At 67.8% G+C, this 23,946-nt stretch carries 24 protein-coding genes and 1 riboswitch; of the genes, 10 read left to right on the top strand and 14 right to left on the bottom strand.

Annotated elements, in window-relative coordinates; genetic code table 11:
- The first annotated feature begins 24 nt into the window (after positions 1-24).
- Positions 25-873: a bifunctional hydroxymethylpyrimidine kinase/phosphomethylpyrimidine kinase gene (gene thiD, locus CLU95_RS01510; protein ID WP_099789767.1), complete on the top strand. Its 849-nt coding sequence runs from the start codon at positions 25-27 to the stop codon at positions 871-873.
- Here thiD and CLU95_RS01505 read toward each other — a convergent pair.
- The 4 genes from CLU95_RS01505 to CLU95_RS01490 all read right to left on the bottom strand — a co-directional run bounded on the left by CLU95_RS01505 (position 818) and on the right by CLU95_RS01490 (position 4,480).
- Positions 818-2,161 carry a purine-cytosine permease family protein gene (locus tag CLU95_RS01505; RefSeq protein ID WP_099789764.1) on the bottom strand — a complete coding sequence of 448 codons (1,344 nt, stop codon included), beginning with the start codon at positions 2,159-2,161 and terminating at the stop codon, positions 818-820. The genes thiD and CLU95_RS01505 overlap by 56 nt on opposite strands.
- A gap of 77 nt (positions 2,162-2,238) precedes the next feature.
- Positions 2,239-2,343: riboswitch (TPP riboswitch) on the bottom strand.
- Between the two features lie 166 nt (positions 2,344-2,509).
- On the bottom strand, positions 2,510-3,100 hold the full coding sequence (locus tag CLU95_RS31255) for a HigA family addiction module antitoxin (RefSeq protein ID WP_099789761.1): 591 nt from the start codon (positions 3,098-3,100) through the stop codon (positions 2,510-2,512).
- 52 nt (positions 3,101-3,152) lie between these two features.
- Complete coding sequence (locus tag CLU95_RS01495) at positions 3,153-3,434, bottom strand: type II toxin-antitoxin system RelE/ParE family toxin (RefSeq protein ID WP_099789759.1); 282 nt, start codon at positions 3,432-3,434, stop codon at positions 3,153-3,155.
- A 131-nt stretch (positions 3,435-3,565) separates the two neighbouring features.
- Positions 3,566-4,480 (bottom strand): LysR substrate-binding domain-containing protein, encoded by a 915-nt coding sequence (locus CLU95_RS01490; protein WP_257214504.1) that lies wholly within the window; start codon positions 4,478-4,480, stop codon positions 3,566-3,568.
- Between the two features lie 108 nt (positions 4,481-4,588).
- Between CLU95_RS01490 and CLU95_RS01485 the strand changes: the two genes are divergently transcribed.
- From CLU95_RS01485 to CLU95_RS31320, 7 genes are all read left to right on the top strand, one after another.
- Positions 4,589-5,641 carry a Gfo/Idh/MocA family protein gene (locus CLU95_RS01485; RefSeq protein ID WP_099789753.1) on the top strand — a complete coding sequence of 351 codons (1,053 nt, stop codon included), beginning with the start codon at positions 4,589-4,591 and terminating at the stop codon, positions 5,639-5,641.
- Positions 5,642-5,763: 122 nt separating this feature from the next.
- Positions 5,764-6,432 (top strand): amino acid ABC transporter permease, encoded by a 669-nt coding sequence (locus tag CLU95_RS01480; protein WP_099789750.1) that lies wholly within the window; start codon positions 5,764-5,766, stop codon positions 6,430-6,432.
- A gap of 10 nt (positions 6,433-6,442) precedes the next feature.
- On the top strand, positions 6,443-7,090 hold the full coding sequence (locus CLU95_RS01475; RefSeq protein WP_373669998.1) for an amino acid ABC transporter permease: 648 nt from the start codon (positions 6,443-6,445) through the stop codon (positions 7,088-7,090).
- Between the two features lie 60 nt (positions 7,091-7,150).
- A complete protein-coding gene (locus CLU95_RS01470) occupies positions 7,151-7,987 on the top strand; it encodes a transporter substrate-binding domain-containing protein (protein ID WP_099789744.1) in 837 nt (278 codons plus the stop codon).
- A 23-nt stretch (positions 7,988-8,010) separates the two neighbouring features.
- Positions 8,011-8,775, top strand: coding sequence for an amino acid ABC transporter ATP-binding protein (locus tag CLU95_RS01465; protein ID WP_099797065.1), 765 nt, complete (start codon positions 8,011-8,013; stop codon positions 8,773-8,775).
- Between the two features lie 4 nt (positions 8,776-8,779).
- Positions 8,780-9,589, top strand: coding sequence for a sugar phosphate isomerase/epimerase family protein (locus CLU95_RS01460; protein WP_099789741.1), 810 nt, complete (start codon positions 8,780-8,782; stop codon positions 9,587-9,589).
- A 984-nt stretch (positions 9,590-10,573) separates the two neighbouring features.
- Complete coding sequence (locus CLU95_RS31320) at positions 10,574-11,611, top strand: adenylate/guanylate cyclase domain-containing protein (RefSeq protein WP_373669996.1); 1,038 nt, start codon at positions 10,574-10,576, stop codon at positions 11,609-11,611.
- On the opposite strand, the gene CLU95_RS01450 is transcribed toward CLU95_RS31320, so the two are convergent.
- The 3 genes from CLU95_RS01450 to CLU95_RS01440 are packed head-to-tail and all read right to left on the bottom strand — an operon-like array spanning position 11,585 to position 14,816.
- Positions 11,585-12,556, bottom strand: coding sequence for a PDR/VanB family oxidoreductase (locus tag CLU95_RS01450; RefSeq protein ID WP_099797064.1), 972 nt, complete (start codon positions 12,554-12,556; stop codon positions 11,585-11,587). The two genes, CLU95_RS31320 and CLU95_RS01450, sit on opposite strands and share 27 nt — an antisense overlap.
- Positions 12,557-12,561: 5 nt before the next feature.
- The gene (locus CLU95_RS01445; RefSeq protein ID WP_099789735.1) at positions 12,562-13,788 is read right to left on the bottom strand and encodes an aromatic ring-hydroxylating dioxygenase subunit alpha; all 1,227 of its coding nucleotides are present in this window, start codon (positions 13,786-13,788) and stop codon (positions 12,562-12,564) included.
- The gene (locus CLU95_RS01440) at positions 13,785-14,816 is read right to left on the bottom strand and encodes a Bug family tripartite tricarboxylate transporter substrate binding protein (protein WP_099789732.1); all 1,032 of its coding nucleotides are present in this window, start codon (positions 14,814-14,816) and stop codon (positions 13,785-13,787) included. The genes CLU95_RS01445 and CLU95_RS01440 overlap by 4 nt, the downstream gene beginning before the upstream one ends.
- An 84-nt stretch (positions 14,817-14,900) precedes the next feature.
- Between CLU95_RS01440 and CLU95_RS01435 the strand changes: the two genes are divergently transcribed.
- Positions 14,901-15,830: a LysR family transcriptional regulator gene (locus tag CLU95_RS01435; protein WP_099789729.1), complete on the top strand. Its 930-nt coding sequence runs from the start codon at positions 14,901-14,903 to the stop codon at positions 15,828-15,830.
- 11 nt (positions 15,831-15,841) lie between these two features.
- Positions 15,842-17,152: an aspartate aminotransferase family protein gene (locus CLU95_RS01430; RefSeq protein WP_099789727.1), complete on the top strand. Its 1,311-nt coding sequence runs from the start codon at positions 15,842-15,844 to the stop codon at positions 17,150-17,152.
- Here the strand turns inward: CLU95_RS01430 and CLU95_RS01425 are convergent.
- From CLU95_RS01425 to CLU95_RS01395, 7 genes are read right to left on the bottom strand one after another with little or no spacing between them, the layout of a single operon-like run.
- Positions 17,139-18,215 carry an NAD(P)/FAD-dependent oxidoreductase gene (locus tag CLU95_RS01425; RefSeq protein ID WP_099789724.1) on the bottom strand — a complete coding sequence of 359 codons (1,077 nt, stop codon included), beginning with the start codon at positions 18,213-18,215 and terminating at the stop codon, positions 17,139-17,141. The two genes, CLU95_RS01430 and CLU95_RS01425, sit on opposite strands and share 14 nt — an antisense overlap.
- Entirely contained in the window at positions 18,173-18,502 is a 330-nt protein-coding gene (fdxA, locus tag CLU95_RS01420) for a ferredoxin FdxA (RefSeq protein ID WP_056580277.1), read from the bottom strand. Before fdxA ends, CLU95_RS01425 begins: the two co-directional genes overlap by 43 nt.
- Positions 18,503-18,545: 43 nt before the next feature.
- The gene (locus CLU95_RS01415; RefSeq protein WP_099789721.1) at positions 18,546-19,883 is read right to left on the bottom strand and encodes a sulfate adenylyltransferase subunit 1; all 1,338 of its coding nucleotides are present in this window, start codon (positions 19,881-19,883) and stop codon (positions 18,546-18,548) included.
- Complete coding sequence (gene cysD, locus CLU95_RS01410) at positions 19,883-20,836, bottom strand: sulfate adenylyltransferase subunit CysD (RefSeq protein ID WP_099789718.1); 954 nt, start codon at positions 20,834-20,836, stop codon at positions 19,883-19,885. The genes CLU95_RS01415 and cysD overlap by 1 nt, the downstream gene beginning before the upstream one ends.
- 32 nt (positions 20,837-20,868) lie before the next feature.
- Positions 20,869-21,501, bottom strand: a complete 633-nt coding sequence (locus tag CLU95_RS01405; protein ID WP_099789715.1) for a phosphoadenosine phosphosulfate reductase domain-containing protein — start codon at positions 21,499-21,501, stop codon at positions 20,869-20,871.
- A 17-nt stretch (positions 21,502-21,518) separates the two neighbouring features.
- The gene (locus CLU95_RS01400) at positions 21,519-21,914 is read right to left on the bottom strand and encodes a DUF934 domain-containing protein (protein WP_099789712.1); all 396 of its coding nucleotides are present in this window, start codon (positions 21,912-21,914) and stop codon (positions 21,519-21,521) included.
- Positions 21,911-23,689, bottom strand: coding sequence for a nitrite/sulfite reductase (locus CLU95_RS01395; RefSeq protein WP_099789709.1), 1,779 nt, complete (start codon positions 23,687-23,689; stop codon positions 21,911-21,913). Before CLU95_RS01395 ends, CLU95_RS01400 begins: the two co-directional genes overlap by 4 nt.
- Between the last annotated feature and the right edge of the window lie 257 nt (positions 23,690-23,946).

Below are 23,946 nucleotides of genomic sequence, written 5' to 3'. Positions count from 1 at the left end.
CACGCGTCGCCGATAATTTTCAACATGACCCCCGCACCCACCCAACGCTACGCACGCGTGCTTTCCATCGCCGGCTCCGACAGCGGCGGCGGCGCCGGCATTCAGGCTGATCTCAAGACCTTCGCGGCGCTCGGCTGCTACGGCATGACGGCCATCACCGCACTCACCGCGCAGAACACGATGGGTGTCTCGGGCATCCACGGCGTGCCGCCCGCTTTCCTGAAGGCGCAGATCCAGGCCGTGGTGGAAGACATCGGCGTCGACGCCGTCAAGCTCGGTATGCTGCACGCGCCCGAGGTGGTCGAGGTGGTGGCCTGGGCCATCGACCGCTACCAGTTGAAGAACGTGGTGCTCGACCCCGTGATGATCGCCACCAGCGGCGATCGCCTGATCGCGGCCGAGACCGTGCAGGTGCTGGTGCGCGAGCTGTTCCCGCGCGCCGTGGTGGTCACGCCCAACCTCGACGAAGCCGCCTTGCTGGTCGGCCACGCCATCGGCGGCATCGACGCGCTCGACGGCGCGGCGGACGAACTGCTCGCGCTCGGCGCGAAGGCCGTGCTGCTCAAGGGCGGTCACCTGCCGGGCGACGAAGTGGTCGATGTGCTGCTGGAGCGCAGCGGCGCGCGCAAGCGGCTCGCGTCGCAACGCATTGCCAGCCGCAACCTGCACGGTACCGGCTGCACGCTCTCGTCGGCCATCGCCGCGTACCTGGCATTGGGGTTGGCGCTGCCCGACGCGGTCGAGCGCGCACGCGCGTACATCCTCGGCGCGATGAGCGCCGGTGCGAATGTGCAGGTGGGCGCGGGCCACGGTCCGCTCAACCACGGCTTTGCGCCAGTGCCGACCCACCGCTTGCCGCTGTCGGCCGGCTGAGCCAGGCCAGAACGAAAGTCGCCGCCAGCGTCGGCAGCGCCGAGCCGAACTGCGGCGCCCACTTGGCCAGCGCGTGGTAGGCCGCGATGCCCGCGAGCCAGATCAGCGCCGCGCCCCAGTCGATGGTGCGCGTGCCGCCCGCCGACACGGCGTTTCCGCTGCCCAGCCGTCCGAGGATCACGCCATACAGCGGCACGAACACCGAACTCAGCAGCAGCAGGAAGGGTTCGAGCGTGTGCATCGGCAGCACCAGCGCGAGGCCGATGCACAGCACCGCCAGCAGCAGGCCCCAGCGCTTCACGCTCCAGCGCGGCAGCAGGCTGTGCGTGGACACCGAGCCCGAGTACACGTCGCCATAGGCGTTGTCGAGTTCGTCGATGAGGATGAGGCCCAACGCCACCAGGCCGCCCTGCGCCAGCAGCAGCGCCATGACCAGGCTGGTGCCCGGCTCGGCCACGCTCACCACCATCACGCCCAGCGCGTAGCACCAGATGTTGGCGAGCGCATAGCCGATCCACGTGCCGCTGAATGCGCTGCCCAGACCACCGCCCGCGCTGCGCTTGCCGTGGCGCGCGTAGTCGGCCACCAGCGGCAGCCAAGACACCGGCATCGCAATCACCAGGTCGAGTGCGCTGAACATGCCCATGCTGCCGTTGCCCGGCCGCGCCCAGAAGGCGTCGAGGCCCTTGGCATGCAGCTGCGTGGCGAACTGCCAGCTGAGCCACAGCAGCGACAGCACCACCAGCGGCAGCCCGAAGCGGCTCACGAAGCGGCGCACCAGCTTCACCATCGAACCCGCAAGCAGCGCCAGCAGCACGGCGCCCCACAGCAGCGTGGTCAGCACGCCGCCCCAGGCTGTGCCCAGCGCGGGGCCGAAGGCCTGCTGCCCGATGGCCTGCGTGCCCTCGCGCATGATCACGAGTTCGAAGGTGGTCCAGCCCACCAGCTGGACGATGTTGAGCAGCACCGGCAGCCGCGCGAAGGCGCTGCCGTAAGTGGCGTGCATCAGGCCGGCGCTCGCCAGTCCGGTTTCGCAGCCCAGCCGCGCGGTCCAGGCCAGCAGCCCGGCGCCGAGCAGCGAGCCCAGCACGATGGCCAGCGCCGCGTCGCGCGTGCCCACGGCCGGCACCAGGTAGGCGCCGATCTGCATCACCAGCAGCCCGACGCCGAGGCTGAACCACAGCGAGGCGTGGTCGTGCCAGCCGAAGACGCGCCGGGAGGCGGGCAGGGGTGTGAGCGCTTCGTTGCCGGACGAGGCGGAACTGTCGTTGTTGTGGTCGTGTGCCATCCGTTTTGCTCCAGTGCAAAAGGTTTGGCAGGTGGGCGAGGCTCCAGTGGCGCGGCCGTCACGCGAGAGAACGTGAGAGGCCACCGGACCAGCTTCCCTGCGCGAGGATTACCTCAGTCAGGTTCAAAGGGACTTTCTCAGCCACACCGGTCGAAACCGGCGCAGCACCCCTAGCGAACCCGGATTGTAGGCAAAAGACTCCACGCGGGCGACGCGGTCAATGGCGGCCCTGTCAGCTGCGCGGTTCGCTCGCCGACTGCTTCTTCAGTAGCTCCACGCACACGCGCACCGTCGCCGAACCGGCGGAGCGGGTGCTGCTGGAGGCGGCGCAGTGGCTGCGTGCCACGATCAATGCTTGGCGGCCGCTTCTCGCAGGGTCACCAGAAACGAGGGATTGCTCACCTTGCCGAGCAATTCCACGGCTGCTGCTTTCGCGTCTTCGGTCGCTGCGTTCCATGCCTGAACCTGCTTGCGTTCGGTGTCGGTCAGCGCCTTCCTTCCCGCGTGCAAGCACTTCGACCAGGAAGCGAAGAACTCGGGCACCTTTTGTGTTCCGCCAAGCTTGTTCGAGAGCACGATGATGAATCGCTTCTGCGCTGCGTCGACTTGCTTCGCGCTGGAACCCTCCGCATTCGCGACGATGACTCGATAGGTCAGCGGCTCGACGTCATTCAGTTCATCGCGTAACGCGTCCCGCGTCGTCGCAGCGTCGTAGTCGCGTTGCAGGTTCATCCAGAACTCATCGCTCAGACCGAATGCCCGCGACAGACGAAGACCGGTATCCGCGGTGATGCCGCGTTCACCGGCAATGATGGCGGTAATGCGAGTCAGCGGGACATGGATCGCCTGAGCCAGCTTGTAGGGCGTGATGCCCATGGGCTCCAAAAATTCTTGGGCGAGGATTTCGCCGGGGTGCGGGTACTGGACTTGGCGCGGCATAGAAACTCCTTCTTCTCAGCACAAACACAAAACTAAGGCCTGTCGGCGGGGCTCAGTGGTAATCAACGATCTCAATCTCTGCGGGACCTGCCTCGGTCCATCTGAAGCAGATGCGCCACTGGTCGTTGACGCGGATGCTGTGCTGGCCCTTGCGATCACCGGCCAAAGCCTCAAGGCGGTTGTTCGGGGGGATGCGCAGGTCCAGCAGAAGGACTGCGGCGTTGAGCATCGCCAGCTTGCGAATTGCCACGATCTGAATGTTGACCCAACGGGCGACGCGTTGCCCCTCGAACAGCCTGCGGGTGTCGTCGCATTTGAAGGTCTGGATCGCCATTGAATTTATAGTAACGCTTGACGTTGGTAACGTCAAGCGTTGCTAAATATTCTCTCCTTGGGCACATGCTCATGGTCGGGGCCGATGCCCACGAATTTGCGTAAAGCGACTCTTCCTCGATCGAAGATTCCCTAGCGTTGCGGATCGATGTTCAACGCATGCGGCCCGCTCGCCAGCTGCTTCTTCAAGAACTCCACACACACCCGCACCTTCGCCGACCCCGCCGAGCGGGTGCTGGTCATCGCCCAGATGTCGGCCGACTCGTGGTACGCGGGGAGCACCCGCACCATGCGCCCGTCGATGAGCGGTTGCGCCACGTCCCAGACCGACAGCAGGCAGATGCCTTTGCCGTCGAGGCTCCAGCCGCGCACCACGTCGCTGTGGTTCGAGCCGAACTTGCTCGTCACCTTGACCGTCTCGATGCCCTTGGGGCCGATCAGCCGCCAGTTGCCGAAGGACTGGTCGCGCTCGCGGAACAGCAGGCACTCGTGTTCCGCGAGCTCGGCCACGGTCTTCGGATGGCCGCGCTGCGCGAGGTACGCGGGCGAGGCGCACAGCACGCGGCGGCTCTCCACCATGCGCTGCGCGATGAGCCGCGGCTGCGTCGGGTCGCCCACGCGGATGTCGAGGTCGAAGTTCTCGGCGATCAGGTCGACGCGCCGGTCCATCAGCTCGAGCCAGACCTCGATGCGCGGGTGGCGCTCGCTGAGTGCCGACAGGATGGGCGCCACGTGCTCGCGCCCGAGCCGCTGGCTGGTGGCGATGCGCAGCAGCCCTGAGGGCTCGGCCTTGGCACTGCTGAAGGCTTCCGACATGGCGTTGGCGTCGTCGAGGATGCGCCGCGCCCACTGGTAGGCGCGCTCGCCGTCCTCGGTGATCACCACGCGCCGCGTGGTGCGGTGAAAGAGGCGCACGCCCAGCTGCGATTCGAGGATGGCGATGCGCTTGCTGATGTGCGCCGAGGTCGTGCCGATCTCGAGCGAGGCCCCCACGAAGCTGGAGCGCCGGGCCGCCTCGCAGAACACTTCCAGGTCTTTCAGGTCCACGGTTTCTTTATCAACGATTCGTTGATTTCGAGTCAACAGGAAGCGGATTGTAGTTCTGAGTGTTGTTACTAGACTCGCCTCCATTCCGACAAAACAGAGACAAGGTCCATGAGCAAACTCCCCGTCGCCGTCATCGGTGCAGGCCTGATCGGCAAGACCCACATCGACCGCGCCCTGAAGTGCCCCGATGTCGAACTGGTCGGCATCGCCGATCCGACGCCCGCCGCTGCCGAATTTGCCCGCGCGCTGGGCGTGCCCTGTTTCCCCGACCACGCGAGCCTGCTGGCCGAGGCGAAGCCGCGGGGCGTGGTGGTCGCCACGCCGAACGCGACCCACGCACGGATCACGGTCGAGTGCCTGGAGCAGGGCGCGGCGGTGCTGGTCGAGAAGCCCATCGCCGACACGCTCGAAGACGGCCGCCGCATCTGCGAGGCCTCGCGCGCGGCGGGCCTGCCGGTGCTGGTGGGCCACCAGCGCCGCCACAACCCGATCATGCGCAAGGCCAAGGCCATCGTCGGCGCGGGCACGCTGGGCCGGCCGGTGAGCGCCACTGTGCTGTGCACCTGGCTCAAGCCGCGCGACTACTTCGATGCGGCCTGGCGCCGCCAGCCGGGCGGCGGGCCGATCCTGATCAACCTGATCCACGACATCGACCTGATGCGCCACCTCTACGGCGAGATCGAAAGCGTGCAGGCCCTGGCCTCGAATGCCGTGCGCGGCTTCGAGGTCGAAGACACGGCCGTGGTCGCGCTGCGCTTTCGCAACGGCGCGCTCGGCACGGTCACGGTGTCGGACACCACCGCCGCACCGTGGAACTGGGACCTGAGCGCGGGCGAGGCCGAGCGCTTTCCGCGCCAGGACGACGTCAACGCGCATTTCTATTCGGGCACCGAAGGCTCGCTGACGCTGCCGCGCCTGGAGCTCTGGCGCTACCGCCAGGACCAGGGGGCGGCCGAAGGCTGGCACGACCCGATCACGCAGGAACGCACCGTGGTCCACATCGGCTGCCCGTACAGCGAGCAGATGCGCCACTTTGCGGCGCTGGTCGAAGGCCGCGAAGAACCGGTGTGTTCCGCGCTCGACGGCTTTCGCACGCTCGAGGCCACGCTGGCGGTGACCGAGGCCGCCGCCACGGGGCAGCGGGTCTTGCTGCCCACGTAGGCGCGGGGTTGCACGCGGTGGCTGGCCCCGCGTGAAGAAGGCATGAGACGACCGGAGATCGCCAGCCCGGACGAGAGACATCCACCACAAGAAAACGCTCCACGAGACAAGAGCACATCGCCATGCGCTACACATTCGACTTCGCGGTCTTGCTGCCGCATTGGGAAGCCTTCGCCGAAGGCTGCTGGCTGACGCTGCGACTGTCGGCGGTCTCGGTGGCCATCGGCCTGGCCGTTGGGTTGCTGGCCGTGCTCGGCAAGCGCTCCACCATGTCAGCCGTGCGCTGGACGGCGCAGAGCTACATCGAGCTGATCCGCAACACGCCGTTCCTGGTGCAGGTGCTGTTCGTCTTCTTCGGCCTGCCGTCGCTGGGCATCAGCCTCACGCCGAATACGGCCGCCGTGCTGGCGCTGAGCCTGAACCTGGGGGCTTTCTCGGCAGAAATTTTGCGCACCGGCATCGAGTCGGTGCCGCGCGGCCAGTTCGAGGCCGGTGCCGCGCTCGGGTTGAGCCCGTTCCAGACGCTGCGCCACATCGTCATCAAGCCCGCGCTGCGCACCATCTACCCCGCGCTCACCGGGCAGTTCGTGATGCTGCTGCTGACCACCAGCATCGTCTCGTCGATCTCCGCCGAAGAGCTGACTTCGGTGGCGCAGAACATCGACTCGGCCACCTTCCGCAGCTTCGAGGTCTACATCGTCGCGGCGCTGCTCTACCTGGCGATGTCGACGGTCTTCTCGACCGTGTTCAAGGCGATCGACCGCGTGTACTTCTCCTATCCCACCAAGTGAGGCGGCCATGATTCGCGACTTCACGCTCACCGAGTTCTGGGTCATCGCGGGCAGCTTCGGGGCCACGCTGATGCTGTCGGCCATCGCCTTCGTCGGCGGCAGCCTCGCAGGGCTGCTCGTGGCCCTGGCGCGCACCGCGCCGATGAAGGCGCTGCGCGTGGCGGCGGCGGCCTTCATCGACTTCTTCCAGGGCACGCCGATGCTGCTGCAGCTGTTCCTGGTGTTCTACGGCTTGCCGGTGCTGGGCTGGAAGGTCAACGTCTGGGTGGCCGCCGCCGTGGGGCTCACGCTGCACGCCGGCGCGTTCCTGGGCGAGATCTGGCGCGGCGGCATCCAGGCCGTGCCGCGCGGGCAGACGGAGGCGGCCGATGCACTCGGGCTGGGCTACGGCGCGCGCATGCGCCACGTCGTGCTGCCACAGGCGCTGCGCATGTCGTTCGCGCCGACGGTCGGCTTCCTGGTGCAGCTGATCAAGGGCACCTCGCTGGCAGCCGTCATCGGTTTCGTCGAGCTCTCGCGTGCGGGCCAGCTCGTTTCGAGCATCACCTACAAGCCGCTGCTTGCCTTCGGGCTGGTGGCCGCCTGCTACTTCGCGATCTGCTTTCCGCTCTCGCGCTACAGCGCACGGCTAGAGAAGCGCTTCGCCAACGGCCACTGACTTCTTTTCCCACCACAAGAACCGCGGACGTCCCGCATCCACTCACCCGAGGAGCACACCATGCTGTTTCAACCCATCCTCCGCCGCACCGCGCTCACGCTGTTCGTGGGCCTTGCCCTGAGCGGCTTTGCACAGGCACAGAAAGTGGCCGACATCAAGAAAGCCGGCGTGCTGAAAGTCGGCGCGCAGGTGGCTCAGGTGCCCTGGGGCTTCAGCGACAAGGGCGGCAAGCTGACGGGCTACGACATCGAGTTTGCCGAGATGCTCGCCAAGGACCTCGGCGTGAAGCCCGAGTTCACGCCGGTCACGGTGGCCAACCGCACAGCCGCGCTGCTCACCGGGCAGGTCGATGTGCTCGCAGCGGTGGTGACGATCCTTCCCGACCGGCAGAAGGTCGTGCTGTTCTCGCGCCCGTACTCGTATCTGGAGACCGTGCTCATCGGCAAGGTGTCGCTGCCGCCGATGAAGGGCTACGGCGACCTCAAGGGCCTGCGCATCGGTGTGCCGCGCGGCAGCGTGCAGGACTCGTCCGTGACGCAGGCCAAAACGGGCGCGACCATTCAGCGCTTCGACGACGATGCCGCCGCCGTGCAGGCGCTGCTCTCGGGGCAGGTCGACCTGGCCGGCGCCGCGAACTCGCAGCTCGGCCCCATCGCCCAGGTGGCGGGCGCGGGCAAGTACGAGGTCAAGCTCGTGGTGGCCCGTGGCTTCCAGGGCGCCACGGTGCGGCCCGGCGAGCGCGAATGGGTGGGCTACATCAACGACTTCATCGGCCGCAAGATTGCCAGCGGCGAACTCGGCGCGCTCTACAAGAAGTGGATCGGGCAAGAGATGGACAAGGCACTGCCGGCCTCGGGCGAAGGCGAGGGCGCCTTGCCGCTGGTCGTGACCAAATGACGATGGCCCACGCAGCGACTGCCATGAGTTCCTCTCACGCACTCAGCGACGAAACCATCATCACGATGGAAAACGTCAGCAAGTGGTATGGCCCCGTGCAGGTGCTGACCGACATCAACCTGCGCGTGCGCAAGGGCGAGCGCATCGTGATCTGCGGGCCCTCGGGCTCGGGCAAGTCGACCACCATCCGCTGCATCAACCGGCTGGAGCCCTACCAGAAGGGCCGCATTGTGGTCGGCGGCATCGACCTGGGCGCGGACGCGCGCAACGTGAAGGCGGTGCGCGCCGAAGTCGGCATGGTGTTCCAGCAGTTCAACCTGTTCCCGCACCTCACGGTGCTCGAGAACTGCATGCTCGCGCCGATGAAGGTGCGCGGCACCGGCAAGGCCGAAGCCGAGGCCACGGCCATGAAGTACCTGTCGCGCGTGCGCATTCCCGAGCATGCGAAAAAATACCCGGCGCAGCTCTCGGGCGGCCAGCAGCAGCGCGTGGCCATTGCGCGCGCGCTGTGCATGACGCCGCAGATCATGCTGTTCGACGAGCCCACCTCCGCGCTCGACCCCGAGATGGTCAAGGAAGTGCTCGACACCATGATCGGCCTGGCCGAGGAGGGCATGACCATGCTGTGCGTCACGCACGAGATGGGCTTTGCGCGCAGCGTGGCCGACCGCGTGCTGTTCATGGACCGCGGCGAGATCGTCGAGCAGGCGCCCCCGGAAGAGTTCTTCGTGAATCCGCGGCACGAGCGGCTGCGTGATTTTCTCGGCCAGGTGCTGCACAACGCGTAGCACGATGACACCGCTCTCATTGGCCCACCTGACGGTGCTCGACATGCCGCCGCCCGCGCTGTTCGACCTGGCGGCCGAAGCCGGGTACCAGAACGTTGGCCTGCGCATCCTGCCTGCCGCGCCCGGCGCGGTGTCGTATCCGTTGAGCCCTTTGGTGCTCCCTGCATGGCGCCGGCGCATGGCCGATGCCGGCGTGGGTGTCCACGATGTCGAGTTCATTCCGCTGACGCCGCAGGTGCGCGTGAGCGACTTCGCGCGCGACCTGGCGTTGGCTGGTGAGCTGGGCGCACGGCGGATCAACGTGTCCGGCGACGATGCCGAATTCGATCGCCTCGTCGACCACTTCGGTGGGCTGTGTGACCTAGCGGCAGCGGTCGGCCTCGGCGTCGACCTGGAGTTCATGCGCTTTCGCATCGTCGGCACGCTGCCGCAGGCGCTGGCGGTCGTCGAGCGCGCGGCGCGGCCCAACGGTCGGTTGCTGATCGACGTGCTGCACCTGTTCCGTTCCGGGGGAACGGCAGAGATGTTGCGCGCGGTGCCGGCGAATGCGCTGGGTTCGGTGCAGTTGTGCGACGCGCCGCACGAAGACCCGACGGACGCTCACATCGTCGCGGAGGCGCGCGAAGGGCGGTTGTTTCCCGGCGAAGGCGCGCTGCCGCTGAAGGCCTTCATGGACGCCTTGCCGGGCGACATTCCCGTCGGCGTGGAGGTGCCGACCGGGCGCACGCATCCGGGGCTCACAGACGCGCAGCGCGCCGCGCGGGGCTGCGCTGCGACGCGGACATTGCTGCAGTCCTGGCAGCCGTCGCGCTGAGCCTGCGCGCGCACGTTCGCGGGGGCCGCGGCCCGGGTGAGAATTGCTGCCACGAGGGCGCGTTCGAATGCCCTGGAGGGCTCCCCGCACATGACAGACGACCGCAAGCACCCGGACCCGCCGGCATCGCCGCCCGCACCCAACGCGCGCCTGCGCCGCTTCCGCGTCGACGTCGGCACGATCATCTGCGCGGTCGCGCTGCTGCAGTCGCTGCTGCTGGTGGCCTTCGGCTACTGGGGCGCCGAGAAGCTGGTGTCGAAGGTCGGCGAGTCGGCGCACAAGGTCAACCACGACCGGGTCGAAGACAACGTCCTCGCGTTCCTCGCGAAGACCGAAGGGCTGGTGCGCGCCATCGCCCACACGCCCGACCTGCACCCGGCGGGCCACGACGGCGAGCAGACCGCCGAGCTGCTGTGGGCTGCGCTGGAGCAGACGCCCGAGATCGACAGCATCGGCGTGGGCAGCGACGACGGGCACTTCCTGATGGCCATGCGCCACCCCGTGCCGGTGGTGCGGCAGGTGCTGCGCGAAGGAAAGTTCAGCACCGAGACCTGGGAGTACAAGTCGCCGCCCGACAGCGATGCCGACGAAGACCCGCGGCGGCGCTACGAGACGACGCGCATCGAAGCCTTTCGCAGCGAAGACGACCCGGTGCACCAGGACTGGTTCACGCAGGCCGAGAAGGCGCAGCGCGCCGTGTGGACGGCGCCCTACGTGCTGCCTTCGATGAAGGAACTGGGCGTGAGCCATGCGCGGCCGAGCCGGCGGCAGGACGAGGAGGGCGTTGCGCAGACGATGGTGGCGGTCGCCAGCGTGTCGCTCGGGCACCTGTCCAGCCTGGTGCGCCTGTTCGGCGGCACGGGCCACGGCCACAGCGCGCTGCTGAGCGCCGACCACCACGTGATCGCGCGCAGCGACCATCCGCATTCCGTGCGCAAGCTCGAAGACCCCGACGACGGCGTGCTCGGTGCGCTGCACACGCACATGCTGGCCAACGGCAGCCGCGGCTGGACCGAGGACATGGCCTTTGCCCTCAGGCACGAGGGCATGCACTACCAGGTGCAGACCTCGCGCATTCCGGCCACCGACTGGCATCTGGTCAGCTGGGAGCCCGAAGAGGCGTTGATGGGCGCACTGCATCGCAACGTGCTGTGGTCGCTGCTGCTGGTGCTGGCGTTTCTGGCGATCGCGCTCTTCATTTCGCTGCGCCTGTCGAAGCTCGTGACGGCGCCCATCGAAAGCCTCGCGCGCACGGCGCGGCGCATCGGGCGGCTTGAGCTGGACGACCTGCCGCGCGAGCCCAGCCGCGTGCTCGAGATCCAGCACCTGAACCAGGCGCTGGACGAGTCGGCGCGCAGCCTGCGGGCTTTTCGCAAGTTCGTGCCGGTGGACGTGATCCGCCAGCTCATCGCCGAAGGGCATGCACTCGAACCCAACGGCTCGCCGCGCCGCGTCACCGCGATGTTCACCGACGTGGAGGGCTTCACCAGCATTTCGGAATCGATGCCGGCCGATGTGCTGATGCGGCAGCTGACCGACTACTTCAACCTCGCGACCCGCGTGTTTGCACGCCACGGCGGCGTGATCGACAAGTTCATGGGCGACGGCATCATGGTGCTGTGGGGCGCGCCCGCTGACCTGCCGGATGCGGAGCATCGCGCCTGCGAGGCCTCACTTGAACTGCATGCCGAGATGAATGACCTCAACCGCCGGTGGCAAGCGGAAGGCCTGCAGCCGTTCCGCACGCGCATCGGCATCCACACCGGCGTCGTGATCGCCGGTGTGCTGGGGTCGAGCGACCGGCTGTCGTACACCGCGCTGGGGGACGTGATCAACGCGGCGAGCCGCATCGAAGGCATCAACAAGCAGCTGGGGACGCGCACGCTGATGTCCGAGACAACGTTCGAAGGGCTTGGGGGGCGGCTGGCCACGCGGCGCATCGAGGAGCAGATCGAGTTGCGCGGGCGACAGACGCGGATGGTGCTCTACGAGCTGCTAGAGGTCGAGCACCAGCCTCGGTGAGAGTGCCCGCGAGCAGCAGGGCAGGAACTGGTCATTGGCCGCCTGCTCGGCGGGTGTCAGATAGAGGTCGTGGTGCGCGACCTTGCCCGCGAGCACGCGCGTGAGGCAGGTGCCGCAGACGCCCTGCGCGCACGACACAGGAATCTCGACGCCCTCGGCGGCGAGTGCGTCCAGCACCGTCATCGTCGCGGGGATGCGGATGACGCGGCCCGAGCGGTGCAGTTCGACTTCGAAGCTGCCTTGTCCGTCAACCGGCGGCGCAGTGCCCGTGAACGACTCGAAGTGCACCTGTGCGTCCGCCCAGTGCAGGGCGCGCGCGGTTGTGCGCACGGCCTCGAGGAAGCCTGCGGGGCCGCACACGTAGAGGTGCTTGCCCGGGGCCGGATGGCCGAGGGTGATCGCAAGGTCAAGGTGTTGCGCCGGCGGTCCGTCGTCATGGTGAAAGAACGCCTGGTCTGCGAACGCGCTGTCTTCGAGCCGCCGCCGGTAAGGCGCACGCGCCGCCGAACGGCTGCAGCAGTGCAGCGCGAAGTCGGCGCCCAGCGCGGCCAGCCGCTGCGCCATCGACAGCAGCGGCGTCACGCCGATGCCGCCGGCCAGCAGCAGGCTCTGCGTTGCGCTTTCGTCGAGCGTGAAGAGATTGCGCGGCGGGCTTATTTGCAGCAGCGAGCCTTCGTGGACAGCGTCGTGCATCGCCCGCGAGCCGCCACGCGAGGCCGCATCGCGCAGCACGCCGATCTCGTAGTGGCCCTCGTCGCCCGCGGCCGATGCGTTGCACAGCGAATACTGGCGCACCAGCCCGCCGGGCAATGCCACGTCGATGTGCGCGCCCGGCGTGAAGGCCGGCAGGCGCTCGCCGTCGGCGGGCACCAGCCTGAAGCCGGCCACGCCCTCGGCCTCGACCGTCTTGCGCGCCACCCGCACCGCGATGCCCGCACTCAACACGTCGCTCACTCCTTGGGCACGAGGAAGTTGCCGGCCTCGAACTGCACGGGCGGTGCCGCGGGATCGAAGCTCACGCCGGCCGGATCGCGGCCCTCACGCACCGCGTCGAGCTGGCGCTGCAGCAGCCGGCGCAGCATCACGATGCCGCGATCGGACGAGGCCAGGTGCTCTTCCGAATGCGCGGTGATGGCGCCCTGGCTCACCTGCGCCTCGTAGTCGCCGGGGAAGGCGCGGTGCTCGGCCTCGGTCAGCTCTTCCCACAGCTTGCCGTTCAGGCGCGAGCGCATGCGGGAAAGATCGCCGGGGGTCTTCACGCGGCCCACGGTGTAGATGCGGAAGCTGTGGTCGTCGATGGGCAGCACCCAGCCGATCGACTCGACGCGCCCGTACGTGGCCACGCGCGGGTTGGGCACCACGCGCAGCGTCGGCAGCACGGGGCCAGCCACGCGGCGGAAGGTGCGGCCGTCGTCCAGCGTGCGGATCGAGGTGATCGTCACGCCGGTCTCGGTGCTCTCGAAACTCACGTCGGGCATCTGGCCCATGAGCGCCACGAACTGCGTGCCGCTGAAGCTGCCGTGCAGCACAGGCACGTGGAAAGGGTCGGCCACGTTCTCGTAGTGCTGCAGCCAGTTGCACGGAATGACCTGCGGCCCGCCGCCGCCGATGCTGTTGCCGTCGGCCTCCAGCGTCTCGCCGTCGTCCATGGTTTCGAGGCAGTCGTAGCGCGGCAGCACGGGCTTCTTGTCGGCCGGGCCGAGGTAGGCCCAGACCAGGCCGTACTGCTCCTGCACCGGGTACCAGGGCTGGCGCACGCGGCCGCGGCCGCGCGCGCCGCCTTCGGGTTCGCAGGGCTGGTCGACGCAGTAGCCCTGCACGTCGAACATCCAGCCGTGGTAGCAGCAGCGGATGCCTTCTTCTTCCACGCGCCCGTAGTACAGCGAGGCGCCGCGATGCGCGCAGCGCCAGTGCACGAGGCCCGCGCGGCCGCGCTTGTCGCGGAACAAGATCAGGTCTTCGCCCAGCACGCGCACCTGGTGCGGCGTGTCGGTGGCGTCGGCGGCCAGGCCGATGGGGTGCCAGTAGCGGCGCAGCAGCTCGCCCATGGGCGTGCCGGCGCCAACCTCGGTCAGCTCGGGCTTGTGGCTCGGCGCCTTGCGGCCGTAGGCGGTGCCGGTGTCGAAGGCAATGGGCTGCCACTCGGAAGTGCTGGAAGAAGGGACAACGGCGCTCATTCGGGGGTGACTCCTGCGGCCTTGATCAGGTCCGCCACGCGGGGAAAGTCGGCCTTGTAGCCGGCACGGAATTCGGCGGGCGTGCTGCCCAGCGGCTCGAAGCCGTAGCCGGCCAGGCGCTCCTGGATGTCGGGCAGCTTCGTGATCTCGCGCAGCGCGAGCGACCACTCGTCGAGCACGGGCTGCGGCGTGCGCGCGGGCGCATACACACCGATCCAGCTGTCGAGGTCGAAGCCCGCAAAGCCCTGCTCGGTGAAGGTCGGCACGTTGGGCATCGAGCGCACGCGCTGGCGGCCCGTGATGCCCAGCACCTTGATGCGCCCGGCCTGTGCGAGGCCGCGTGCGGTCGCGGGGTTGGCCCAGGCCACGCCCAGCGCTTCGCCGAACATGTCGTTGTGCGCGGCGGCCTCGGCCTTGTAGGGCACGTGCACCAGGTCGATGTGGTTCTGGCGCGCCAGCAGTTCGCCGAAGAGGTGCGCGTTGGAGCCGTTGCCCCAGGTGCCGTACGAAACGCCGGGGTGTGCCTTGGCATAGGCCACGAACTCGCGCACGGTGGAGAAGGGCGCCGAGGCGCGGGCGACGAGCATCGGGCCGCCCGTGGCCAGCTGCGACAGCGGCTCGAAGTCTTTCACCGGGTCGTAGGGCAGCTTGGGCTGCAGCACCACGTTGTTGATGTGCGTGAGCGGCAGCGTGAGCAGCACCGTGTAGCCGTCGGGCGCCGCCTTGGCGACGGCGTCGGCCGCGATGGTGCCGCTGGCGCCGGGTCGGGCCTCGACGATCACCGGCTGGTTCCAGCGCGCCTTGAGCTTCTCGGCATAGACGCGGGCGATGGCGTCCATCGGTCCGCCGGGTGAGCCGAAGGGCACGATGCGCACCACGCGGTTGGGAAAGGGCGCGGGCTGCGCGAAGGCGGAGCCGGCGGCGAGGGCCGCGAAGCCGGCACCAAGAACACCGAGTGCATGGCGGCGCGTAGCGCACGTCTTGTCTGCCGTACGTGCCTCAAGCGGCGAGGGTCTGAACCGATTCATCGTGTCTCCAGTCGTGTTGTACTTGTGCGCTGGACGATACGGACAGCCTGCCCCGCGGGCAATTCGAAGCTTTGAATATGAGATATGGCCCAACGTGATATCCGCAGCCTCGACGTCGGCATGCTGCGGACCTTCGATGCCCTGATGCGCGAACGCAGCGTGTCGCGCGCGGCCACCCGGCTCTTCCTGAGCCAACCGGCGGTGAGCGCCTCGCTCAACCGGCTGCGCGACACCTTCGACGATCCGCTGTTCACGCGCACGGCCCACGGCGTGGAGCCCACGGCGCGTGCCCATGCGCTGGCCGGCCAGGTCGAGCGCGTGCTGGCCGATCTGTCCGCGATGCTGGAGCCCGGCGAGGGCTTCGAGCCGGCGTCGTCGCAGCGCATCTTTCGCATCTCGGGCAGCGACTACGCCAGCCACCTGTTGCTGCCGACGCTGGCCAACGAACTCGTGGCCTGCGGTTCACGCATCCGCCTGCACTGGGAGACCAGCTCTTTCCTCACGCTCACCGAGCGCCTGCGCAAGGGCGACTTCGACGTGGCCGTGCTGCCGCGCCTGCAGCCGCCGAGCGATTGCGAATCGGCACTGCTGTACGAAGACCGCTACGTGGTCGCGGTGCGGCGCGGCCATCCGACGCTGGGCGAAGCGGCCACGCTCGACGCTTTTTGCGAAGCACCGCACGTGTTCCTGGGCTATGGCAGCTCGGCGCTCGACGACCTCATCGACCAGGTGCTGGCGCGGCAGGGGCGCACGCGCAGCATGCGCGTGGCGATGACCAGCTTTGGCCAGATCGTCGACCTGCTGGCGCAGACCGACCATGTCGCCGTGCTGCCGCTGCGCGTGGCCGAGCGCTTTCGCGAACTGCTCGCGGTGCACCCGCTGCCTTTCGAGCTGCCGGGCTACCGCTCGGTCGTTTGCTGGAACCGGCGCTCGAATTCGGATGCGGGCGTGCTGTGGCTGAAAGACGCGCTGCTGCGCATTGCGCGCGGCGACGATCACGCGCTCCAACCTTGAGGATATGTTCCATGACGACCCACGCTGACACCGCCATCGACCAGGCCCTTGCCGAGGCCCACCAACGCTTCACCGCCGGCAACCCTGAGAGCCTCAGCCGGTTCGAGGCGCAGACGCGCTACATGCCCGGCGCCAACAGCCGCTCGGTGCTGTTCTATGCACCGTTCCCGCTCACCATCGCCAAAGGTGAGGGTGCCACGCTCTGGGACGCGGACGGCCACCGCTACACCGACTTCATCGCCGAGTACACGGCCGGCGTCTATGGCCACTCGGCCCCTGAAATCCGCGATGCGGTCATCGAGGCGATGCAGGGCGGCATCAACCTCACGGGCCACAACCTGCTCGAAGGCCGGCTCGCGCAGACGATCTGCGAGCGCTTTCCGCAGGTCGAACAACTGCGCTTCACCAACTCGGGCACCGAGGCGAACCTGATGGCGCTCACGGCCGCGCTGCGCTTCACGGGGCGGCGAAAGATCGTGGTGTTCTCGGGCGGTTACCACGGCGGCGTGCTCGGCTTCGGCGACCAGCCGTCGCCGACGACCGTGCCCTTCGACTTCCTCGTGCTGCCTTACAACGATGCGGACACGGCGCGCGCGCAGATCGACGCGCACGCCGCAGACATCGCCGCCATCCTGGTCGAGCCGATGCAGGGCGCGAGCGGCTGCATTCCAGGCGGGCGCGAGTTTCTGCAGGCACTGCGCGACGGGGCCACGCGGGTCGGTGCGCTGTTGATCTTCGATGAGGTGATGACCTCGCGGCTCGGACCGCATGGTCTCGCGAACGGCCTGGGCATTCGCGCCGACCTCACGACGCTGGGCAAGTACATCGGCGGCGGCATGTCCTTCGGCGCTTTCGGCGGGCGCTCTGACGTGATGGCGCAGTTCGATCCACGCACCGGCGCGCTCGCGCATTCGGGCACCTTCAACAACAACGTGATGACGATGGCGGCCGGCTACACGGGTCTCACGCAGCTGTTCACGCCCGAGGCGGCTGCCGCATTGGCCGAGCGCGGCGAAGCGATGCGGTCACGGCTCAATGCGCTGTGCGAACGCGAAGGCGTCGCGATGCAGTTCACCGGCGTGGGCTCGTTGATGAATGCGCATTTCCTGCGGGGCGAGGTGCGGCGCGTGGCCGACCTGGCAGCGGTGGACGGGCGCTTGCGGCAGTTGCTGTTCTTCCACCTGTTGAGCCAGGGGATCTACACCTCGCCGCGTGGATTTGTCGTGCTCTCGCTGCCGTTGTCGGCGGAGGAGATCGATCGCTACGTTGCTGCCGTGGGCAGCTTCATCGACGCGTACCGGCCGCTGCTCAGCGCGGGGTAGTACCAGTCACGCCCAGCAGCTCGTGCAGCCGCGTGCTGGTGGTCGTGTACTGCAGCGGGATCGCCTTGCCGGGGAACACCCGCGCCGCAGCGCCCCAGGCCGCCAGCGTGGCCTCGTGGAAGCCGCAGACGATGAGCTTCTTCTTGCCCGGGTAGGTGTTGATGTCGCCCACCGCGAACACGCCGGGCTCGCGGGTTTCGTACTTCTCGGTGTCGACCGGCACCTGCTTGCGTTCCAGCTCGAGGCCCCAGTCGGCGATGGGGCCCAGGCGCGGCGAAATGCCCAGGCAGGCGACCAGCGCATCGAGCGGCAGGTCGACCGTGGTGGCGTCGGGCGTGGTGATCTGCAGTTGCTTGCCGTCGAAGGCGCTCGGCTGGCCGACCCGGAAGGCCAGCTTGCCGTCGGCCACGAGGGCGCGCATCGCGGCCACGTTCGCCTCGTCGGCCTGGAAGCCGTCGCGGCGGTGGACCAGCGTGACCTGCCTGGCCAGGGCCGTGAGGGCGATGGCGGTTTCCAGCGCGATGTCGTCGCCGCCATTGACCACGACCGTCTGGCCGGCAAAGCGGTCGAGCGAATCGGGGTGATAGAACAGCGTCGAGCCTTCGAACTGCGCGATGCCGTCGACGGTGATGCGCTTGGGCACAAAGGCGCCCACGCCGCCCGCGATGAACACGGTCTTCGCAAGGAAGGCCGTGCCAGCCGAGGTGGTCAGCAAGAGCCGGTCGTCAGCCTGGCGGGCCAGCGCAGAAACCTGCTCGCCGAAGTGGAATTGCGGCTTGAAGGGCGCCACCTGCTGCAACAGCGACTGCGCCAGATCGCGCCCGCTGGTGACCGGGGTGCCGGGAATGTCGTAGATCGGCTTGTGGCCGTACAGCGCCACGCACTGGCCGCCCGCGGCGGGCAGCGCATCGACGATGTGGCAGGAAATCTCGAGCAGGCCCAGTTGGAAGGCCTGGAACAGGCCGACCGGACCGGCGCCGATGATCAGCGCGTCGGTCTCGATCGGTGCGGGCGGCTGGCTCAGCGCACGAGCTCCGAGATCTTGCCCGTCTTGTCCTTCCACTCCTCGGCTTCGGGCAGGGCGGGCTTGCGCTTGGTGATGCTCTTCCAGCCGTCGGCCAGGGCCAACTCGGCGTTGAGCTTGATGAAGGCGAGCTGGTCGGCCGGGAGGTCTTCCTCGGCGTAGATCGCATTGACCGGGCATTCGGGGATGCAGACGGCGCAGTCGATGCACTCATCCGGGTCGATCACCAGCATGTTGGGACCTTCGCGGAAGCAGTCGACGGGGCAAACGTCCACGCAGTCGGTGTATTTGCAACGGATGCAGGCTTCGGAGACGACGTGGGTCATTTGTCTTGTAGCGTCAGGAGAAGGGGCTGGAAAACCCTAGATTTTAGGCCTTTGCGGCGGGTGTCTGCACGAGCACGGCGGCGGCGGTGCGATGGGAGGCCGTATCGACCAGCACCAGCGACCCCAGCGCACGCGATTGGGCGAACGGCAGAACGGCCAGCGGCTGCTGCAGCGCAAGCACCACATCGCCGATGGCATTGGCCTCGAGCTGGGTCGCCGGCTCGGATTCGAGCGTCGTGATGTTCACGCGATCGACGATGCGCGCCACCTTGGCCTTGACCCAGCGGTGACCCTGCAGCGCCCAGTACACGCGGCCCGCGACCAGCGGCTCGTCGTCGAGCCAGGCCACGGTGGCGGTGATCTCGCGCACGGGCTCGAAGGCCTCGGGCGCCAACAGCCAGTCGCCGCGCGACACGTCGAGTTCGCGGTCGAGCACGATGCCGGCGCTGTGACCCGCATGCACGCTTTGGGGCTGGCGCGTGTGGCTCAGCACCTGGGCCACGGTGGCGGTCTGGTTGCTCGGCAGCACGGTGACGCGCTGGCCGGGTTCCACATGGCCCGAGGCGACGCGGCCCCAGAACACGCGGCGGCCCTGCGAGGTGTCGGCCGAGGCCGAGAACTTCTCGACCCACTGCACCGGGAAAGCGAAGGGCACGGCTTCGTCCGGCGCGGTCACGGGCAGGTCTTCGAGCAGCTCGAGCAGGCTTGGGCCTTCGTAGCCGACCCAGTCGGCATGGCGCGTGGCCACGTTCCAGCCCTTGAGGGCCGAGATCGGCACGATGGCCGCGACCTTCACGCCGGCCGCTTCGGCAAAGGCGTTCAGCGCGGTCGAGATGCGTTCGAAGGCGAGGCCCGCGTCGCCGATGGCGTCGAGCTTGTTGACCGCGAACACGATCGACTGCACGCGCAGCAGGTTGGCGAGCAGCGTGTGGCGGCGCGTCTGCGGCAGCAGTTCGCGCTTGACCACGGTGCCGTCTTCCACTTCGGCGGCCCAGGCCAGCTTGGTGGCATCGACCAGCACCACGGCTGCGTCGGCGGCCGAGACGGCCGTGACCATGTTGCGCGTGTACTGCTCGTGGCCCGGCGCGTCGCCGATGATGAACTTGCGCTTGGCGGTCGAGAAGTAGCGGTAGGCCACGTCGATCGTGATGCCTTGCTCGCGCTCGGCCGAGAGGCCGTCGGTCAGCAGGGCCAGGTCGGTTTCGCCGCCGCGCTGCACGCCGGCCAGTTGGTCCTGCAGGACAGTCTTGCTGTCGACCAGCAGGCGACCGATGAGCGTGCTCTTGCCGTCATCGACCGAGCCGCAGGTGATGAAGCGCAGGGCGGTGCCGGTGTCGCCGTGGACGCCCGTCGTGGCAGGGGTTGCAATCGTTGCGCTCATCAGAAGTAACCGTCTTTCTTGCGTTTTTCCATCGAAGCTTCGGACGTCATGTCGTCCATGCGCGTGGCGCCGCGCTCGCTGACGTCGACCGTCAGCGTTTCGATCACCACATCGCCCGCGCCTGCGGCCAGGCTCTCGACCGGGCAGGTGGTCGTGATGTCGCCCACGGTGCGAAAGCGCACGTCGCGCACCTGCACGGTCTCGCCGTCGCGCGGCGGCGTGAGTTCGGTCACGGGCACCAGCAGGCCGCGGCGCTCGACCACTTCGCGCTTGTGCGTGTAGTAGATCGACGGCAGGCCGATGTTCTCGCGCTCGATGTATTGCCACACGTCGAGCTCGGTCCAGTTCGAGATCGGGAACACGCGGAAGTGCTCGCCGGGTGCGAGACGCGTGTTGAACAGCGTCCACAGCTCGGGGCGCTGGTCCTTGGGTTGCCATTGACCGAAGGCGTCGCGGTGCGAAAAGATGCGCTCCTTGGCGCGGGCCTTTTCTTCGTCGCGGCGTGCGCCGCCGATCAGCGCGTCGAAGCGGAATTCTTCAATGGCTTCGAGCAGCGTCACCGACTGGTGCGCGTTGCGCGATTCGCCCGGATGCGCCAGGCGCACGGTGCCGCGCTTCATCGAGTCTTCGACGCTGCGCACGATGAGTTCGGCGCCCAGTTCCTGCGCGCGCTGGTCGCGGTAGGCCGTCACTTCGGGGAAGTTGTGGCCCGTGTCGATCATCAGCAGCGGGTAGGGAATGCGGCCGACGCCGAAGGCTTTCTCAGCGCACTTCAGCAGCACCAGCGAGTCCTTGCCGCCCGAGAACAGCAGGGTGGGGCGCTCGAAGGCGGCAGCCACTTCGCGCAGGATGAAAATGGTTTCTTCTTCCAGCGCGTCGAGGTGCGTGTTGGACAGGTTCGCGGGTGAATGCATGGGCGGCTGCAGCAGGTCGGCTTCGGTACGGGCGTTCATCGGATGGGGTCCTGGAGGCGGAGATCGATCGTTCAGTGCGACAGATGCAAGCCGCACTCGCGGTTGTCTTCGCCCTTGGTCGGGTCCACGTAGTCGAAGTTGTTGGGCAGGCCGTTCGCTTCGCAGTATTCGTACAGCTCTTTGGACGACCAGTGCAGCAGCGGCGCGACCTTGATGAGGCCGTCGGGGTTGACGCTGACCGGGTCCATCTGCGCGCGCACGGCCGTGTCGGTGGCCCGCAGCGCGGTGAACCAGACCTTCGGTGCCGTCTCGCGCAGCGCGCGGGCAAAGGGCTCCAGCTTCACTTCTTCGGTGAAGGCGGCGTGGCGCGGATCGTCGAGCGCCGGCGTGGGGCCTTCGACCGCTTCGCGGTGGGCGCGCGAACGGCGCGGCAGGTAGATGTGCAGGTCCAGTCCCAGGAGCTTCGTCACCTCGTCGGCAAAACGGTAGGTGGCCTCGGTGTTGTAGCCGTTGTCCATCCAGACCACCGGAACGTCCCGCTTGGCGCGCGTGACCATGTGCAGGATCACGGCTTCAAACGGGCGGAAGTTGGTGGTGATGATCGCGGGCTGGCCCAGGCCGACGGCCCAGTCCACCAGGCCCTCGGCGTTGCGGCCGAGGTCGGTGTTGATGCGTGCGAAGTCGATGTCGGTGGCGATGCTCATGGGGCTCTCTTGTCTGCTCAGGCGCCGGCCACGAAGTGCGGCGCGGTCTTCACTGCGTCGCCCTGATAGAACGTGGCGAAGCGGTCGAACTGGCGCTGCGCGTCGGAGGCGTCCACGCCTTCCTTGAGCACGGCGCTGGAGAAGCCGGTGCGTTCCATCTGCACCAGCTGGTCGATCAGCACATCGCCCGTGGCGCGGATGTCGCCCGTGAAGCCGAGGCGGCGGCGCAGCAGGAAGGCCTGGCTGTAAGCGCGGCCGTCGGTGAACTTCGGAAAGTTCAGGTCGATGCGTTCGATGTCGGCCAGGCACACCTCGATGGCGAGCGGATCGGCGTCGTTGGCGAGCTGCAAAACCTTCGGGTCGCCGTCGTCGATGTGGTCTTCGGCGGCCAGGATGTTCAGAGTTTTTTTCATGCTGCTTCCTCCACCTTGAATCGCGCACCGTTGGCCGAGGCCTTGAACGGGTCGTGACCGACGCGGCGCAGGGTGTCGATGAAGGTCTCGCCGTTTTCGCGGGTGTCGCGGTAGGTGGTGAGCACGGCCTCGATCACGCCCGGCACTTCGGCCGCCGAGAACGAGGGGCCGACCGCCTTGCCGGCCTGCGATGCACCGCTGAGCGCGGAGCCGTCGGAGCCGCCGAGGGTGACCTGGTACCACTCCTTGCCGTCCTTGTCGACGCCCAGGATGCCGATGTGGCCGCTATGGTGGTGGCCGCACGAGTTGATGCAGCCGCTGATGTGCAGGTCGATCTCGCCCAGGTCGTCGAGCTCGTCGAGGTCTTGATAGCGCTCGGTGATGGCTTCGGCGATGGGAATGGAGCGCGCGTTGGCCAGCGAGCAGAAATCGCCGCCGGGGCAGGCGATCATGTCGGTCAGCAGGTGCACGTTGGCGCTGGCGAAACCGGCGGCGCGGGCGGCGAGCCACAGCGCGTGCAGGTCTTCGGCATGCACCCAGGGCAGCACCACGTTCTGGTCGTGCGTCACGCGGGCTTCGCCGGCCGAGAAACGGTCGGCCAGCTCGGCAACGGTGTCGAGCTGGTCGGCCGAGGCGTCGCCGGGGGCCTGCTTCAGGCGCTTGAACGACAGCGTGACGGCGCGCAGTGCAGGGTTCTTGTGCGCGTCGACGTTGCGGGCCAGCCAGCGCGCGAACATGACGTCGTCGGCGGCGTAGGCGCGCAGTTCGGCGTCGGTTTTTTCGGCGCTTTGCAGCACGCGGGTGGCCAGCGTCGGCGGCACGAAGGAGGCGGCCACGCGGTCGTACTCTTCCTGCGTGATGGTGTGCGGCGCGCCGTCGTGCTCGATGATCTGCTTGTACTCGGCCTCGACGTCGTCGATGTAGCGCTGGCCTTCAGCCTTCACCAGGATCTTGATGCGCGCCTTGTAGATGTTGTCGCGGCGGCCATAGCGGTTGTAGACACGAATCACCGCTTCGAGGTAATTCATGATCTGCTGCCAGGGCAGGAACTCGCGCAGCACGGTGCCGATGATCGGCGTGCGGCCCATGCCGCCGCCCACTTGCACGCGGAAGCCGATGTCGCCCGCCTCGTTCTTCACCACGTGCAGGCCCACGTCGTGCCAGCCAGTGGCGGCGCGGTCTTCGGTGGCGCCCGTGATGGCGATCTTGAACTTGCGCGGCAGGAAGGCGAACTCAGGGTGCAGCGTGCTCCACTGGCGCATGATTTCCGCGAACGGACGCGGGTCGGCGATCTCGTCGACGGCCACGCCGGCGCGCTCGTCGCTCGTGATGTTGCGGATGCAATTGCCGCTGGTCTGGATGCCGTGCATATCGACCGAGGCCAGCAGGTCCATCACGTCGGCCGACTTGGCCAGCGGAATCCAGTTGTACTGGACGTTCTGGCGCGTCGTGAAGTGGGCGTAGTGGGTGGGCAGCTTATGGCTGCCGAGCTGGCCCTGGATTTCGATGGCCTTGCGGTAGACCTCGGCTTCGGGCTCGTCGTACTCGCGGGCAATGCGGGCGAGCACGCGCAGCTGCTTGCTCGACAGCTCGCCGTACGGCACGGCCACGCGCAGCATCGGCGCGTAGCGCTGCACGTACCAGCCGTTTTGCAGGCGCAGGGGGCGGAACTCGTCCTCGTGCAGGCGGCTCTTTTGCCAGCGCTCGAGCTGGTCTCGGAACTGGGCAGCGCGTTGGTGAACGAACTGGCGATCGAATTCTGTGTATTGGTACATCGTGCGTGCTGTGTCTTGAAGTGCAGTGCGTCCAGCGCCCCAGCAAGAAGCCGCGATTCTGAAAGCCCGCCTTATGGAAACAAACTATTTTTTGGTTCGCGCCTTATGCGGATAAGCTTATTCACCAGCATCCATGCGGGTTGCGAGGCGGTTGGTTGCTTATTCCGGATAAGGCGCGGACGCCGGCGCGGGGTCGCCGGACGCTGAATTCTAGGAACCTGGGGGCGCCTGTGCAGAACGGCGCGGGCGATCCTGCC

This window comes from Variovorax sp. 54, from assembly GCF_002754375.1.
Lineage (GTDB): Bacteria > Pseudomonadota > Gammaproteobacteria > Burkholderiales > Burkholderiaceae_C > Variovorax.
Note: the sequence above shows the minus strand (reverse complement) of the source record. Positions and strands in the feature narration are given on the sequence as shown.

Excerpts from the sequence above, each read along its gene's own strand:
- thiD (WP_099789767.1), top strand. The coding sequence starts at position 25 with ATGACCCCCGCACCCACCCAACGCTACGCACGCGTGCTTTCCATCGCC.
- CLU95_RS01440 (WP_099789732.1), bottom strand. The coding sequence starts at position 14,816 with ATGAATCGGTTCAGACCCTCGCCGCTTGAGGCACGTACGGCAGACAAG.
- CLU95_RS01400 (WP_099789712.1), bottom strand. The coding sequence starts at position 21,914 with ATGAAAAAAACTCTGAACATCCTGGCCGCCGAAGACCACATCGACGAC.
- CLU95_RS01415 (WP_099789721.1), bottom strand. The coding sequence starts at position 19,883 with ATGAGCGCAACGATTGCAACCCCTGCCACGACGGGCGTCCACGGCGAC.
- CLU95_RS01460 (WP_099789741.1), top strand. The coding sequence starts at position 8,780 with ATGACACCGCTCTCATTGGCCCACCTGACGGTGCTCGACATGCCGCCG.
- CLU95_RS01445 (WP_099789735.1), bottom strand. The coding sequence starts at position 13,788 with ATGAGCGCCGTTGTCCCTTCTTCCAGCACTTCCGAGTGGCAGCCCATT.
- cysD (WP_099789718.1), bottom strand. The coding sequence starts at position 20,836 with ATGAACGCCCGTACCGAAGCCGACCTGCTGCAGCCGCCCATGCATTCA.
- CLU95_RS01505 (WP_099789764.1), bottom strand. The coding sequence starts at position 2,161 with ATGGCACACGACCACAACAACGACAGTTCCGCCTCGTCCGGCAACGAA.
- CLU95_RS01480 (WP_099789750.1), top strand. The coding sequence starts at position 5,764 with ATGCGCTACACATTCGACTTCGCGGTCTTGCTGCCGCATTGGGAAGCC.
- CLU95_RS31320 (WP_373669996.1), top strand. The coding sequence starts at position 10,574 with ATGCTGGCCAACGGCAGCCGCGGCTGGACCGAGGACATGGCCTTTGCC.
- CLU95_RS01395 (WP_099789709.1), bottom strand. The coding sequence starts at position 23,689 with ATGTACCAATACACAGAATTCGATCGCCAGTTCGTTCACCAACGCGCT.
- CLU95_RS01485 (WP_099789753.1), top strand. The coding sequence starts at position 4,589 with ATGAGCAAACTCCCCGTCGCCGTCATCGGTGCAGGCCTGATCGGCAAG.
- CLU95_RS31255 (WP_099789761.1), bottom strand. The coding sequence starts at position 3,100 with ATGCCGCGCCAAGTCCAGTACCCGCACCCCGGCGAAATCCTCGCCCAA.
- CLU95_RS01435 (WP_099789729.1), top strand. The coding sequence starts at position 14,901 with ATGGCCCAACGTGATATCCGCAGCCTCGACGTCGGCATGCTGCGGACC.
- CLU95_RS01405 (WP_099789715.1), bottom strand. The coding sequence starts at position 21,501 with ATGAGCATCGCCACCGACATCGACTTCGCACGCATCAACACCGACCTC.
- fdxA (WP_056580277.1), bottom strand. The coding sequence starts at position 18,502 with ATGACCCACGTCGTCTCCGAAGCCTGCATCCGTTGCAAATACACCGAC.
- CLU95_RS01430 (WP_099789727.1), top strand. The coding sequence starts at position 15,842 with ATGACGACCCACGCTGACACCGCCATCGACCAGGCCCTTGCCGAGGCC.
- CLU95_RS01465 (WP_099797065.1), top strand. The coding sequence starts at position 8,011 with ATGAGTTCCTCTCACGCACTCAGCGACGAAACCATCATCACGATGGAA.
- CLU95_RS01470 (WP_099789744.1), top strand. The coding sequence starts at position 7,151 with ATGCTGTTTCAACCCATCCTCCGCCGCACCGCGCTCACGCTGTTCGTG.
- CLU95_RS01495 (WP_099789759.1), bottom strand. The coding sequence starts at position 3,434 with ATGGCGATCCAGACCTTCAAATGCGACGACACCCGCAGGCTGTTCGAG.